Origin of the sequence: Pantoea graminicola, assembly GCF_048452665.1 — a bacterium.
Classification (GTDB): Bacteria; Pseudomonadota; Gammaproteobacteria; order Enterobacterales; family Enterobacteriaceae; genus Pantoea.
On sequence record NZ_JBLWSJ010000005.1, the window covers coordinates 356,857 to 371,504 of the forward strand.

The window sequence follows — 14,648 nt, forward strand, 5'->3', positions numbered from 1 at the left end:
CTTCAGGAAAGCGTCGGGCGATTCAATCGCACACGCCTGACGTTAACGACAGCCGCGGGACGGGTCAGGCAGATCGCGGCGGGGCGTGCTTTGCTAGGCAGAGTACCCTGCGCCCACAGCGGCAAAGCCGAGCGGTTACTGCAATACTCATAGCACGACTGGCGCGAAAGGGAGCTGACATGCAGCCACATTCCACTGAAATTCTTACCGCCGACTGCTGTATCGTGGGCGGTGGCCCGGCCGGCCTGATGCTGGGCTATCTGTTTGCCCGCGCGGGGTTGCGTGTGGTGGTCATCGAAAAGCACGCCGACTTTCTCCACGATTTTCGCGGAGACACCATTCATCCGTCGACGCTGGAGATCATGCATCAGCTCGGACTGCTGGAGGCTTTTCTGCGGCTGCCGCATCAGCGTGCTGAAAAGCTGGAGGCGGAAATCGCAGGCGAGAATGTCACGATGGCGGACTTCTCCCGCCTGCCGGTTCAGTGTCGCTTTATCGCCTTTATGCCACAGTGGGATTTTCTGAACTTTATGGCGGAGCAGAGCGCCCGCTATCCCGGCTTCACGCTGCTGCAATCCACCGCGTTCGAGTCGCTCAACGAGGAGAATGGCCGGGTCAGCGGCCTCACGGCGAAACGCGGCAACCAGCAACTGCATATCCGCTGCAGCCTGGTGATCGGTGCGGATGGCCGTCATTCGCGCGTCCGTGAAGCCGCCGGGCTGACAGGACAGGCGTTTGGTGCCGCACGCGATGTGATCTGGTTCCGCCTGAGCAAGCAGCCGCAGGATCCCGAACTGGGCATGGGCCACAAAGGGCCGCGCCAGAACTTTATCGTTATCGATCGCGGCGCGTACTGGCAGTGCGGCCTGACCATTCCCAAAGGGGAGTTTGAGGCAAAGCAGGCCGCCGGGCTGGCGGCTTTTAAGGCGGAGGTGGCGGCATTGTCGCCGTTTGACACGACGCGGATGACAGAAATCAGCAGCTGGGACGCATTTAAGCTACTTTCAATACGCATCGATCGGCTGGACAGCTGGGCGAGACCCGGCGTGCTCTGCATTGGCGATGCGGCGCATGCGATGTCGCCAATTGGCGGGGTGGGCGTTAATCTGGCTATTCAGGACGCTGTGGCGACGGCAAATCTGCTGGCCGCGCCCCTGAAACGGGGCGAGCTGTCGCTGCGCGACCTGGAGAAAGTGCAGAAACGCCGCCAGTTTCCGACCGTCGCTACCCAGTTCCTGCAGATTAAAATGAGCCGCAGCAAAGCCAGACGAAAAGCGACGCAGGGCAGCAAGGTGCCCGGCATCATCCGTCGCCTGCCGTTTCTGCGTTTTCTGCTGGGTCGCCTGATTGGACTGGGGTTCAGGATGGAGTCGCCGGATGTTGCGCACGTTGATCGACAGCGTTAAATGCTTTCGACAGTCATCCGATATCGTGCGACACTGTTTCGCCGTGAAAGTACTGTCAGATTGAGCCGCTATTTATCTGATAATTGGGCGCTAATTGAGCAATCTTAAGCGAAATTATTTTCGGTTTTTGCGCCTGCATAGGAGAGGTTTCAGTGCATAACGAGCAAAATGGCAGTGACGTAAAACGTCTGAGTGCAATTAAAGCCCTTCTCACCCCGGACGAAACCCGCGATAAGGTGCTGGAGAGGTTTGTTCATCTTGCCAGCCAGGTGCTGGGGATTTCAGGCAGCTTCATTTCGATTATTGACGATCACAATCAATACATCAAAGCGTCCCGCAACTTCGATCTGAAACAATCAACCCGTGATGAATCTCTCTGCCGTCACGTTCTTGATGGCGAAGGGCATCTGGTGGTGGTGGATACCCTGCTGGACGAGCGTTTCGTGACGCATCCGTTTGTTGAAGGCGATCCGCATATCCGTTTCTATGCCGGTGTCTCGCTGCAGAATCTGGACGGCGCCATGCTGGGCACGCTCTGCGTTACCGATACGCAGCCGCACCCCTTCAGCGATGAAAAGCTGGCCACGCTGCGTTCGCTGGCTACGCTGGTCACCTCTTTTCTGGATGCCTGGAACAACGCCGGTTTTGCCGATGTTATCACCCATCTGCCTAACCGCCCGCGCCTGATCCGCGATATCCAGCAGCTGACCATTACCGAGCCGCACAGCCGCTTTCGCCTGATCCTGATCGACTGCCTCGATATCATTCGTGCCTATGAGCTTTCGCGCGCGGTGGGCATTGCGCCAATGGAAAAACTGCTGAGGCAGATGGCGCAGGAGGCGGCACAGCGCCTGAATCTGCCGGACAACGAAACGCTCTATACGTTTGCCCCCGGCCGGTTTGCCATTATCCAGCCCTATTCGGGCCGCTACACCGCCCACGCCATTCCCGACCTGTTCAGGGGGATGAAGGCCGATCTGGCGGAGAATATCACCCTGGATCTGGATGTTTTCGCCGGTGAAACCGAGTTCGTGCCGGGTCAGATGGATGCCAACGAGACGGTGCGGCAGGCGGTCAGTGCGCTGCATGAGGCGATCGATGAAGAGATCAGCGCCATGTCGTTTGACGAGAGTTACGACACCCGGCGCAACGATGATTTTATGATCATGAACGACCTCGCACAGGCGCTGAAGAAAGATGAAGAGCTTTACCTGGCCTGGCAGCCCAAGGTCTGCCTCAGAACCGGTAAGACGGTCGGCCTGGAAGCCCTGATCCGCTGGAACCATCCTGAGCGCGGTGAACTTTTCCCGTCTGAATTCATTCCGTTAGCGGGGAAAACCAACCTGATCTCGGATCTGACGAACTGGGTCATCGACCACACCGTTGCGCAGCTGGCGCAGTGGAATCGTGAATATAACCTGATCCCGGTGTCAATCAACGTCAGCGAACGCGACTTCAGCCGTCCTGATTTTGCCGATCGGCTGGTGGCAAAACTGGCCGCGGTGCAGCTGCCGAACGCGATTCTGGGCATCGAATGTCTGGAGAATGAACTGATCACCCGCAGCAATGTGGGGATCGACGGGCTGACCGCGCTGAAATCGCACGGCTTCGTCATCTCTCTGGACGATTTCGGCGTGGGTTACAGCAATATCAGCTATCTGCAGGATATCCCGCTGGATGTGATCAAAATCGATCGCTCGCTGATCTCGCGGATGTGTGAGGATGAGGCGTCAAAAATCATCGTCAGATGCATCATTCAGATGCTGAAAGAGCTGAACTACACCGTGCTTGCGGAAGGCGTCGAGTCCGAGTCTACGCTGGCGTTGCTGAAAACCTACGGCTGCGATCAAATCCAGGGCTACTTCTTCTCGAAACCGCTCCCCGCCAGCGACATTGAGCACTGGCTTCTGCCGAAGTTGCCCGCCTGAATCCGCCCGCAGCGCGGGCTGCGGGCGGGTTTCTCACTCACTGCCGGTGGCGTAACGCTCAACCGGCGTGATTTTTTTAATCAGTTTGTTCCCAAACAGAAACTGCTCATAGGCCTGATAGCGGGCGCGATCCAGTTTTGCCGGATCGGCCGCAAACCGCGGCAGCGTGGCGCGCCAGGCCTCGTGATTCAGCGGTGTGTTCAGTTCCGGATGCAGGCGGGCAAACGCCTGCCAGCTCGCTTCAGGATGCGCCTGCAGCTCCGCATTCCCCTTCTTCAGCGCGCGCAGGAATTTCCGGATCTTCTCTGCATGCGCCTCATCCCGGTTGGCGACGATGATCAGCTCGTCATAGGCCGGTACTCCATAATCCTCGATGTTAAAGACCACCGGATCTTTTCCCTGCTGCTTCAGTTCCAGCGCCTCAATATTGCGATAGCCGCCGATCACCGCGTCCACCTGGCCGGTCAGCAGAGCGCTGGTAAGCTGAAAATTGACGTTAACCAGTTTCACCTGGTCGCTGGCAGTGCCGTTGTGCGCCAGCATGGTCGCCAGCGTCGCCTGTTCGATGCCGCTGACGGAGTAGCCGATGCGCTTGCCTTTTAAATCGCCCGGCTGCCGGATGGATTTATCCAGCGTCATCAGGGTGTTCAGAGGCGTATTCACCAGCGTGCCGACCCGCATCAGCGGCAGGCCCTGATCGGCAAAGAAGTGCAGCTGCGGCTGATAGGTGATGGCCAGGTCGGCCTGTTTCGCGGCCACCAGACGCGGCGGCAGCGCAGGGTCGGAGGGCGGGATCATCGTCACCTCCAGCCCCTCAGCGGCAAAGGCCCCGCTCTGCTGGGCCACCATCAGAGGCGCGTGATCGGGATTGATATACCAGTCGAGCACCAGCGTTAGTTTTTCCATCGTCTGCGCCTGAGCGGCGAGAGAGGCGCTGAACAGCAGGGTAAACAGAGGCATTTTTGTCATGGGGTTTCTCATCAGTGAGGTCATTAAGGCGTTTCCGGTGCCCAGGCGATCAGGCGGCGCAGCAGACGATCGAGGATCAGCCACAGGGCCAGCGTCATCAGCACCAGAATAAACAGGGCGGCGAAACAGAGATCACTCTGCATCCTGGCATTGGCGTTCAGCATTACGTATCCCAGCCCTTCCGCGGAACCGACCCATTCGCCAATGATGGCGCCGATGGGCGCGACGGCGGCGGCCATGCGCAGGCCGGAACCCAGCGCGGGCAACGCGGCGGGCAGCCGGACATGCCACAGCTGCGCCCCCTGTGACGCGCCCATCGTGCGGGCCAGATCGAGGTAGCCGGGCGGGACGCGACGCAGGCCGTCGAAAAAAGTGGAGGTCACGGGAAAGAAGATCACCAGTATCGCCATTGCGACTTTGGCCCCCATGCCGAAGCCAAACCAGAGCACCAGCAGGGGAGCCAGGGCAAACACCGGGATCGCCTGGCTGCTGATTACCAGCGGCATCATCCAGCGCCGCAGCCCCGGCGAAAAGGTCATACCCAGCGCCAGTGCGCCGCCCAGCAGCACACCGGCAACCATGCCGCTGAGGATTTCGGAGAGCGTGATCAGCGTGTGATGGGCTAAATAGCCCGCGTTCTGCCACAGCGCGACAGCGACCGATGGGGGCGAGGGCAGCAGAAAGGCTGGAACGGCGGTCAGTGTGGCCAGCCACCACACCGTAATCAGCCCGGCGGCGAGCATCAGGGCACGGCGAAAGCCGTCAACTCCTGCCTGTAATCTCATCCGGCTACCCTGCTCAGCTGTTTCAGCAGCGTGGCCTGACTCTGAATGACGTGGAGGTCGTCGGCGGCGCGCGGGGGGGCGCCCGCCGGGGGCGCACAGGCTTCCACGCCCGCCGGACCGATAACCAGACAATGGTGCGCGAGCCGACAGGCCTCCGCCACATCATGGGTAATCAGCAGCACGGTGTGACCGGTGAGCACGTCTGCCGCCAGCGTCTGAATCTGGCTGCGGGTCAGGGCATCCAGCGCCGAGAAGGGCTCATCCATCAGAACGATCGGCTGACGGGTGTAGAGCGTGCGTGCCAGCGCCGCACGCTGCCGCATCCCGCCGGAGAGCGTTGCGGGCAGTGCGCGGGCGCACTGGCTCAGCCCGACCCGCGCCAGCAGATGCTGCGCCCGGTCGCGATCGGGCTTTTCCCCGCGCAGGCGGCTGGTGAGGCAGACATTCTGTTCTATCGTCAGCCAGGGGTAGAGCAGATCCTGCTGACCCATCCAGGCGATGCGGCCGCTCAGCGGCAGGCCGTCGCTGCCGCTGACCTGTCCGGCGGTGGGCGAAGTCAGGCCTGCGATAACCCGCATCAGGCTGCTTTTGCCGACGCCGCTGGCACCGAGCAGCGCGGTGATCTTGCCGCCTGCAATCTCCAGATTGAGCTGGCTGAAGAGCGGCTGCTGCCCGAAATCCAGGCTGAGCTGGCGTACCGAAATCCCCGGCGCGCCGGATGGGATCGCCATCTTCATGCACCTTTCTCCGGGCGGGCCGCCTGGTTCAGGCCCATCTGCCAGAAGGCTGACTCCAGCCGGGTCGCCGTGGTGAAGATCGCCGACAGCTGGTCAAAGCGTGCTTCACCAGCGCATGCGTCCGCCAGGCGTTCAAACAGGGAGAGTGAGCGGCTGACGCCCGCCAGATAGGTCTCATCGCCATAGTTCTCTATCCACGCCGCACAGGGGTTGCCCTCAAAGCACGTCGCCGGGTCGTGCAGCAGGCTCAGGCCGATCTCGGCGTACCCGGCAACGCACGGCATCAGCGCCGTCAGCAGTGCCAGCGCATCCCCGGTGTGGCCGACATCCAGCACATAGCGGGTGTAGTTCAGCGTCTCCATTGCTTCGGGTTCGTCTGCCATCGCGGCTTCGCTGATACCCCATTGCTGACAGTAGGCCTGATGTAACGGCAGTTCACTGATGATGGCGTTAAGTGAGGCGGTTGCATGGCGCAGCGCCTCAGGATCGGTAAGCTTGCTGATCAGCAGGCCCCAGGCGCGGGCAAAGTGCAGCAGGAACTGGTAGTCCTGCACCAGATAATGGCGGAAGGCGGCGGCGGGCAGCGTGCCCTGGCCGAGCTGCTGCACAAAGTCATGCCTGACATAGGCGTGCCAGTGCGGCCCCGCCTGCTGGCGCAGACGGCCATAAAAGCCGGTGTCGAAAAGCGGATGTGACATAGGATCTCCGGTTGTCAGGGAGATCCGGGCATACGGTCTGGAACAGGGGATAATGCAGGCAATGAGGCAGTAGATTCTGCCGACCCGTCCCTTCGCTGGCATGACCCAGATCAGGTTCAAAGGGTTCGGCTTGCGCCATCTCAGCCCGTTACAGGACACCCCTCGGAGACAGTGGTTATACGATAATTTCTGCCGGAGCACAATCGGCAGAGAGGCCGTTCAGCGTCTCAGCCTCTGCGGCGGCCGGGTCCGTTACCGGCCCTGAGTGACGGTGTCACTCCAGATCGCCGCCGTTGCTGGCGATCACTTTCCTGTACCACCAGAATGATTTCTTACGTGTGCGCGCCAGCGTGCCGTTACCGCGATCGTCGCGGTCAACGTAGACAAATCCGTAGCGTTTGCTCATCTCACCCGTTGAGGCCGCTACCAGGTCGATGCAGCCCCAGCTGGTGTAGCCCAGCACCGGCACGCCATCTTCAATCGCCTCTCCCATTGCGCGGATATGTTCACGAAGATAGCTGATGCGGTAGTCATCGTCGATCCCGCCGTTATCGTCGATTTCGTCGCGCGCGCCCAGGCCATTTTCCACCAGGAACAGCGGCTTCTGATAGCGGTCATACATCATGTTCATGGTAATGCGCAGACCAAGCGGGTCGATGCCCCAGCCCCATTCGCTGCGTGGCACATGCGGGTTAGTCAGGGATTTCACCACATTGGCGGCGCTGCTGTTCTGCTCGTTCATCTCTGCCGAGGCGCAGCGTGAGGCGTAATAGCTGAACGAGACAAAATCAACGCTGTTCTTCAGGATCTCATCATCCCCCTCGGCGACATCAAGAGTGATCCCCTTTTCCCGGAACAGGCGGGCGGTATAGGCGGGATACGCCCCCCGCGCCTGCACATCGATGAAGAAGAGGTTCTCGCGATCCTTTTCCAGCGCCGCCCAGACATCTTCCGGTTTGCTTGACCAGGGGTAGAAGTTTCCGCCCGCCAGCATACAGCCGACCTGATTCGCCGGGTTTATTTCATGGGCGATGCGTGTCACCAGCGCGCTGGCGACCAGTTCATGATGCGCCGCCTGATACTTAACCTGCTCCTGATTCTCGCCCGGTTCGAACACCAGGCCCGCGCCGGAAAAGGGGCTGTGCAGCAGAATGTTGATCTCGTTGAAGGTCAGCCAGTACTTCACCAGGCCATTAAAGGCTTCGAAGCAGGTGCGGGCGTAGCGGGCAAAGAAGTCGACCATCTTCCGGTTACGCCATGAGCCATATTCGGTAACCAGATGCATCGGCACGTCAAAGTGGCAGAGTGTCACCAGCGGTTCGATATGATATTTCCGGCACTCCTCAAATACTGCGCGATAAAAGGCGATGCCCGCCGGATTCGGCTCCGGCTCATCGCCGTTGGGATAGAGACGGCTCCAGGCAATCGAGGTGCGGAACACGCTGAACCCCATCTCCGCCATCAGCGCAATATCTTCCCGAAAGCGGTGATAGAAATCGATAGCCTCATGGCTGGGATAGAACTCATCGTCACGCAGGGTAAATCGCTTTTCCAGCCCCAGCTTGACCGGCATACGATGCGGCCCGTGCGGGATCATATCGACGGTGGTTAAGCCTTTTCCGCCCTCGCGAAAACCGCCTTCACTCTGGTTCGCGGCCAGCGCGCCACCCCATAAAAATCCTTGCGGAAACCTTGATTCAGACATGCAATCCTCTTTGTTCTGGTCGCGTTGACCGGTTCCTTTAATGGCTGTTAACCGCACTGGTGCGTTCAGTCACGGATGATGGCTGCGGTGCAGCCTGCGGTTCGGTCTCCGGGATATCCTCGAAACCCAGCAGCAGCGTCAGGACAAACGACAGCACCACCGACAGCACCATCACCGCGCCGACCCAGACAATCGTCATCGGATTGGCGGGATCGAAGAACTGGACGCTGGTAAAGAGGCCCGGTGAGGCCATCGAATGGCTGGCCAGTCCGCCGATTCCCGCAACTGCGCCGCAGATGAATCCGCTGATAAGACAGGCGATCAGCGGCCGTTTCAGGCGAACCGCAACGCCATACAGCGCCGGTTCTGAAATGCCCGCCACAATGGCGGAGGCGGCTGCGGCCAGCGCGGTCTGGCGCAGCTCGCGGTTTTTCGTGCGAAACGCCACCGCCAGGGAGGATCCGCCCAGCGACAGGTTGGCGCCAATCTCTGACGGCATCACCATGCCCTCTTTACCGGTTTCGGCGATGGTCTGAATAATGGTTGGCGTAAAGACCCGATGCATCCCGGTCATCACCAGCAGCGGCCAGATCGCCCCCATAATCGCCACGGAAAGCCAGCCGAGATAGCCATGAACGGTATAGACCAGCGCAGAGATACCGCTGCCGATCCAGATGCCAATCGGGCCAATCAGCACAATCGCGATGGGCGCGGCAATCAGCACAATCAGCATCGGTTTAAGGAAGTTTTTAGTCACGGCAGGGGTGATGCGATCCACGCCGCGCTCAATGTGCGACAGGATCCAGGTCATCACCAGCGCCGGGATAACGGTGTAGGTATATTTCACCGCCGTCACCGGGATCAGGGCGAACGCCACCGGCTGCCCCTGCGCCGCTTTCGCCATCAGGTCGATAAACGTGGGATGTACCAGCACCCCGGCGATCGCGATCGCCAGCGACATGTTGGTTTTAAATTTCAGCGCCGCCGAGGCCGCGACCATAACGGGCAGGAAGAAAAACGCGCCGTCGCCAATGACGTTGAGGATCACCAGCGTGGAGGAGCCTTTCTCAAACAGCCCCGCCATATCCAGAATCATCGCCAGCAGTTTCACCATCGACCCGCCGATAATGGCCGGGATCAGTGGCGACATGGTGCCGACCAGCGCGTCCAGGATGCCGGCGCCGATGCTCCTGAGGGTGATTTTGCGTTTCACCGGCGCGGCGGATGAGGCATCGGGTGAGCCCAGCGCCAGCACCGCCTGATACGCCTGCGAGACATTGTTTCCGATGATCACCTGACACTGCGTATCGTTATGCACCACGCCCATCACGCCGTGGATCGCTTTCAGCCTGGGGTAATCAATCTGCGCCTCATCCTTCACCACGAAGCGCAGACGGGTCATACAGTGAGTCACGGCTTCAATGTTGTTGAGGCCGCCTAGCGCATCGACGATGGCGCGTGAGGCCGCGGCATAATTTAGGGACATGATCGTTCTTCTCTGTAGGGTAAATCGGTCAAAGTTTTTATGTTTTATGCGCCTGCGGACAGGCCGATAGGAAACCGGTTTCACAAAATCATGAAGGGCTTTATCAGTCGCGGCAAGCGTGAAAATCAGGCAGTTTTCGGTTTTGTGAGGTGCATCACCTGGACGGCACGGCGGCGTCCGCGCCTGCGCCGGGATAATATTTCCAATATTGAGAGGCTTAGGTAGACTGCATGACGGACGCAGCAGAGGAGCAGCATCATGGCAACGATTCAGGAAGTGGCAAAACGGGCGGGCGTCTCAAAAGCGACCGTGTCACGCGTGCTCTCCGGCAATGGCTATGTCGGCCAGCAAAAACGGGAGCAGGTCCTGCAGGCCATCGCTGAAACCGGCTACCGGCCCAATCTGCTGGCGCGGAATCTGGCGACCCGCACCTCTCAGACGATCGGACTGGTGATCACCAACACGCTCTACAGCGGCAGCTACTTTACAGAGCTGATGGCGCACTCCGCGCGCCTCCTGGAGCAGCAGGGCCGTCAGCTTATTCTGGCGGACGGAAAACACACGGCAGAGCAGGAGCAGGCGGCGATTCAGTTTCTGCTCGATCTGCGCTGCGACGGCATCATCATCTACCCGCGTTTTCTGAGCATCGATGCCCTGGATGCGATCATCTCCAGGCATACACAGCCGATTCTGGTCATTAACCGGCGGCTGCGCGTTAATCAGAGCTACTGCATCTACAGCGATCAGCACGCCAGCAGCGCCAGGGCGGTAAGCCATCTGCTGGCGCAGGGACACAGGGAGATTGCGTTCATCACCGGATCGCTGGACTCGCCGACGGGCGTCGAGCGCCTCTCTGGCTATCGCGCCGCGCTGGCTGCGCAGGGCATTGACGCCGATCCGGACCGCATCGTGACCGGGAAATGGACGGCACAGAGCGGCATGGCCGCCGTGGATACGCTGCTGGCGCGCGGGGTGAGCTTCAGCGCGCTGGTGGCGAGCAATGATGAGATGGCGATCGGAGCGATCAAACGTCTGACGGAGTGCCGGATCGCGGTGCCTGACCAGGTGTCGGTGATTGGCTTCGATGATATCCCGCTGGCACCTTACATCACGCCGTCGCTTTCGAGCATGAAGCTGCCGGTCACCGACATGATCGATGAGACGATCCACCGTCTGCTGACCATGCTGGATGGCGGAGACTGGCACCCACAGGCTCCCTTCACCGCCAGCCTGATGCTGCGCGATTCCGTGGCTCAGGGGCCAGGGTCTGGCTGATCTGCCGCGACCAGGCTGACCGCGATCCCCTGTTCCCGGAGTTGCGCGGCCGTTAACCTATCCAGCGTTTCGTCGGTAATTACATGTCCGACCTGATAACCGGAAGAGAGCGGATAGGGGTGAACCTGACCGAACTTAGACGCGTCGGTGAGAGCATAGCTCTCCGCGCCTTTAGAGAGGACGGCGTCCACCACATCGCAGCGCAGCATATTACGGCCGGTAAAACCGGTTTCGGGATGCCACCCATCCACCCCAACAAACGCCCGGTGAAAATGAACCTGCTGGATGGAGTAGCGGGCCAGCGGGCCGACCACTGACTCACTGCTTTTCTGCAGTAAGCCCCCCAGAACGATGACCTCGCAGGCTGCCTCACGCAGAAGCTGGGCAATGTAGTGGCTGACGGTGATCAGCGTGAGATCGGCCCGCCCGGCCAGCGCCCGCGCCAGCAGGGCGTTGGTACTGCCGCCTTCGATAAACACTGACTCACCGTGCTGAACCAGGCTGGCCGCACAACGTGCCAGCGCCTGTTTAACCGGATAGCGGGTGTTCATGCGGGTGCCGACGTTGTCGCTGTCCAGCGCCAGCGCAGAGCCGTGAACCCGGCGCAGCAGCCGATCGCGCTCCAGCAGCGTGAGATCCTGACGCACCGTCACTTCGGACACTCCGGTAAGCTGCGCCAGCACGCTGACCGGCACGCTGCCCCGGCTATTGACCAGTTGAATGATTTGATGATGTCGCGGGTTCATAATAGCGTTTCGCTGTAAACAGGCGTTTCAGTGTAGCAGGGTTTACCCGGCGTCCGTGCGGCGGATTAGCTCAGCCCCAGCGCCCGGCGGCCGTGAAGATTAAGGTCGGCCGGGGTAAAGCGGTTTTCCCAGGTCGCCTCATAATCCTCCGGCGGAAAGTCTCCCGGCGAGCGGCCCTGCTCCAGCGCCTGCGCGACCTGTGTGGCATAGGCGCGGTTTTTCTCACACAGGGGTGCGGCAGGAATATACATCACGTTGCCCCAGCCCTGCTGATCCTCGACCGGCGCAACGGCATGGATAACATCGCAGTGCCACCATACCGAATCGCCCGCCTCTAAAGCGGGTATCGAACAGAGTCCGGCCATCAGATGGGGATGCCACTGTTCGCTGATCGGCAACACCCGTCCGGGCGCAACGCCACACAGCTCCTCCTCCGGCACATCAGACAGCAGCGGACGCAGCAGCACATAGGCCATCGCCTGCGGCACCGGAACCACATGCAGCAGACCCTGGCCCGGGATCATATCTGAGAGCGCCGTCCAGCCCTGGAACGTACGGAACACCGAGCATTTGGTGGTGCCGGGCAGATCGTACTCATCCACTTCCGTGCGGTGCGCGGCATCCCAGGGATCGTATGCGGCAAAATCACCCTGAAAGAGCTTGCCGAAAACCTGCTGATAAGCGGGTAGCAGCCAGCGTTCCAGTGCCCCGGAATCCGTGTGCGCCCCCAGGCCTTTTGAGGTGGTGCCCGGCAACCGGCGGCGGATGCGATCGGGGTAGATAATGCTGACATCCGGATCGAACCACTGCTGACCCTGCGATTCCGATTTCCAGAGACGGTTCAGAAAAGATTGCGCGTCGGCCATCGCCGGACTCTGCCGGGCCTGCATCTGCGCCTGCGACCAGTAGATAGGGTAGATTTCGGGCCGTGAGGCGGCCAGCGAACCGAAAAAGTCATCGCCCGGCCCGCGATACTGTTGATCGAACCGGTTGTGGTCCAGATAGTCGAGCATCGACTTATCCCAGGCCAGCGCCTGCTCACGCGCAAAATGCTGCTTAATTACCACGCAGCCGCGACATTTAATCAGCAATCGGGTTTCTTCTGAAACCGTGCCTGCGGCAATCTCCTGCATCGGCACGATCGGCCAGGCGCTGCCCGTTCGCTGTTCATCGGCTTTTGCCGCTGCAATCGCTGCAGTGATGTTGTCGCACACCTGGCGGAACAGGGCATCGACATCGCCAATCTGCGTGCGCAGCTGCTGTTTTAGGGCGCGGATCGCACTTCCGACATCCTCGGGCAACGGGGTGGAACGGACGGATTTCTGCATCTCAGGCTCCTGCTGACGGGGTTGAGTTACGAACGTAATTAAAATAACCTTCATTCATAATTTACGTGCTGACATTAACATCCTTTTAACGGAAAAAACTGTGCGTCATAACACAATGGTGGAACCGGAACGCTCCGAAAGCCGTTAGCAAAGTCACTATTTGCATTCTCATTAATTCACCCAGCGGGTAAGCTTCATAAATCAAATCAATCAGCCGAAAGGATCAGACGGCAAACACAAAGGGGCAGGTGAAATGGCGGTTAAGATGATTGCGGTGGATATGGATGGCACCTTTCTGGACGATAATAAGCAGTACAACGTTCAGCGGTTTTCACGTCAGTATGCACTGCTGAAGCAGAAAGGCATCCGCTTTGTGGTCGCCAGTGGAAACCAGTACTACCAGTTGCAGCGCTACTTCCCGGACATCAAAGATGAAATTGCGTTCGTGGCAGAAAATGGTGCCTGGGTCTCTGACTGCAATGAAGAGATCTTCTGCGGCGAGTTAGCCCAGGAGAAGGTGCATCAGATCCTGGATATCCTGGCGGATGAACCCGATATCGCGGTGGTGGTCTGTGGACGCAACAGTGCCTATATGCACAGCTCCGCGTCGGACGAGATGATGGCCCGGCTCGCGAACCACTATCACCGGCTGGAGAAACGCGATGACCTCTACGCTATCGATGACACCATCTTTAAATTCTCGCTGAAGCTGGAGCATGAAGGGGTCGATGCCCTGCTGCAGCGACTGCATGCCTCGCTGGGCGAACTGGAAAATATTATGCATCCGGTTTCAAGCGGCTTTGGCTTTATTGACCTGATTATTCCCGGCTGCCATAAAGCCCACGGTATCGCGCTGCTGCAGGAAAAATGGGGCATCAGCGACTGCGAAGTGCTGGCGATCGGTGACAGCGCCAACGATATCGAGATGCTTCGTCAGGCCTGCTTCAGCTTCTCCATGGCGAACGCGGCAGAGGCGGTGTCGGCGGTGGCGCGCTATCAGACCCAGAGTAACAACGATGAAGGCGCGCTGAATGTCATCTCACGCGTGCTGGCGCGTGAATTTCCGTTCGACTGACATCCCCCGGCGATCGGCCTGACGGCCCGTCAGCCGTCACGCTCCTGATGGCTGCGCAGATGATTCTCCATCGCATCCAGCGCAGCCTGATTCTCCAGCCCCCACTGATAGAGCTGTTCGATTGGCCCGGTAAAGGTATGCCCCAGCGCGGTCAGGCTGTACTCAACTTTGGGCGGCACCACCTGATAGACCTGCCGGGCGACCAGTCCGCGCTGTTCCAGTTCGCGCAGCGTCTGGATCAACATCTTCTTCGAAATGCCCTGCAGACTGCGCTCAAGTTCACCGGTTCGCGCCCGATGTTCCGGCCAGTGATAGAGGGCGTGCAGCACCATCGTGCTCCATTTCACCGAAAAGAGTTCCAGCAGACGACGCGGGGGTGAATCCGCATAAAAGCACAGTTTTCCTTCGACCCAGACCGGCATCATGACCTCGCAGAGAGTGGTAACCAAAAGGTAACTACTACCAAACCGGTATCTGTATGTCTATAGTGTCCCGCTTTCTTCAGAACGA

General features: G+C 59.7%; 13 protein-coding genes and 1 riboswitch. Of the genes, 4 read left to right on the top strand and 9 right to left on the bottom strand.

From position 1 onward, the window contains the following. Positions 1-179: 179 nt before the first annotated feature. Together ACNY69_RS14545 and ACNY69_RS14550 are read left to right on the top strand one after the other, a co-directional pair. Entirely contained in the window at positions 180-1,406 is a 1,227-nt protein-coding gene (locus ACNY69_RS14545) for an FAD-dependent oxidoreductase (RefSeq protein ID WP_111139547.1), read from the top strand. Between the two features lie 152 nt (positions 1,407-1,558). Further along, positions 1,559-3,334 carry a sensor domain-containing phosphodiesterase gene (locus ACNY69_RS14550; protein ID WP_111139546.1) on the top strand — a complete coding sequence of 592 codons (1,776 nt, stop codon included), beginning with the start codon at positions 1,559-1,561 and terminating at the stop codon, positions 3,332-3,334. A gap of 33 nt (positions 3,335-3,367) precedes the next feature. Here ACNY69_RS14550 and ACNY69_RS14555 read toward each other — a convergent pair whose 3' ends face one another. The 6 genes from ACNY69_RS14555 to ascF form a co-directional block, all read right to left on the bottom strand. Then, on the bottom strand, positions 3,368-4,303 hold the full coding sequence (locus ACNY69_RS14555) for an ABC transporter substrate-binding protein (protein WP_418798967.1): 936 nt from the start codon (positions 4,301-4,303) through the stop codon (positions 3,368-3,370). Between the two features lie 23 nt (positions 4,304-4,326). Then, positions 4,327-5,088 (bottom strand): ABC transporter permease, encoded by a 762-nt coding sequence (locus ACNY69_RS14560; protein ID WP_111139545.1) that lies wholly within the window; start codon positions 5,086-5,088, stop codon positions 4,327-4,329. After that, a complete protein-coding gene (locus ACNY69_RS14565; protein WP_418798968.1) occupies positions 5,085-5,825 on the bottom strand; it encodes an ABC transporter ATP-binding protein in 741 nt (246 codons plus the stop codon). The genes ACNY69_RS14560 and ACNY69_RS14565 overlap by 4 nt, the downstream gene beginning before the upstream one ends. Then, the gene (gene tenA, locus ACNY69_RS14570; RefSeq protein ID WP_111139543.1) at positions 5,822-6,523 is read right to left on the bottom strand and encodes a thiaminase II; all 702 of its coding nucleotides are present in this window, start codon (positions 6,521-6,523) and stop codon (positions 5,822-5,824) included. The genes ACNY69_RS14565 and tenA overlap by 4 nt, the downstream gene beginning before the upstream one ends. A 70-nt stretch (positions 6,524-6,593) precedes the next feature. Continuing rightward, a riboswitch (TPP riboswitch) is annotated at positions 6,594-6,696 on the bottom strand. A 101-nt stretch (positions 6,697-6,797) separates the two neighbouring features. Further along, entirely contained in the window at positions 6,798-8,228 is a 1,431-nt protein-coding gene (locus tag ACNY69_RS14575; RefSeq protein WP_418798970.1) for a 6-phospho-beta-glucosidase, read from the bottom strand. Positions 8,229-8,265: 37 nt separating this feature from the next. Next, positions 8,266-9,714, bottom strand: coding sequence for a PTS cellobiose/arbutin/salicin transporter subunit IIBC (ascF, locus tag ACNY69_RS14580; RefSeq protein WP_418798971.1), 1,449 nt, complete (start codon positions 9,712-9,714; stop codon positions 8,266-8,268). Positions 9,715-9,972: 258 nt separating this feature from the next. Between ascF and ACNY69_RS14585 the strand changes: the two genes are divergently transcribed. Then, complete coding sequence (locus ACNY69_RS14585) at positions 9,973-10,989, top strand: LacI family DNA-binding transcriptional regulator (RefSeq protein WP_293772682.1); 1,017 nt, start codon at positions 9,973-9,975, stop codon at positions 10,987-10,989. On the opposite strand, the gene ACNY69_RS14590 is transcribed toward ACNY69_RS14585, so the two are convergent. Both ACNY69_RS14590 and ACNY69_RS14595 read right to left on the bottom strand, forming a co-directional pair. After that, entirely contained in the window at positions 10,968-11,735 is a 768-nt protein-coding gene (locus ACNY69_RS14590; RefSeq protein ID WP_418798972.1) for a DeoR family transcriptional regulator, read from the bottom strand. The genes ACNY69_RS14585 and ACNY69_RS14590 overlap by 22 nt on opposite strands. Before the next feature lie 65 nt (positions 11,736-11,800). Beyond that, entirely contained in the window at positions 11,801-13,063 is a 1,263-nt protein-coding gene (locus ACNY69_RS14595; RefSeq protein ID WP_418798973.1) for a DUF1479 domain-containing protein, read from the bottom strand. Positions 13,064-13,316: 253 nt separating this feature from the next. Here ACNY69_RS14595 and ACNY69_RS14600 point away from each other — a divergent pair, with 253 nt between their 5' ends. Further along, positions 13,317-14,138, top strand: a complete 822-nt coding sequence (locus tag ACNY69_RS14600; RefSeq protein ID WP_293772688.1) for a Cof-type HAD-IIB family hydrolase — start codon at positions 13,317-13,319, stop codon at positions 14,136-14,138. A 29-nt stretch (positions 14,139-14,167) separates the two neighbouring features. Here ACNY69_RS14600 and ACNY69_RS14605 read toward each other — a convergent pair whose 3' ends face one another. Beyond that, a complete protein-coding gene (locus ACNY69_RS14605; RefSeq protein ID WP_293772745.1) occupies positions 14,168-14,560 on the bottom strand; it encodes a winged helix-turn-helix transcriptional regulator in 393 nt (130 codons plus the stop codon). Positions 14,561-14,648: the final 88 nt, after the last annotated feature.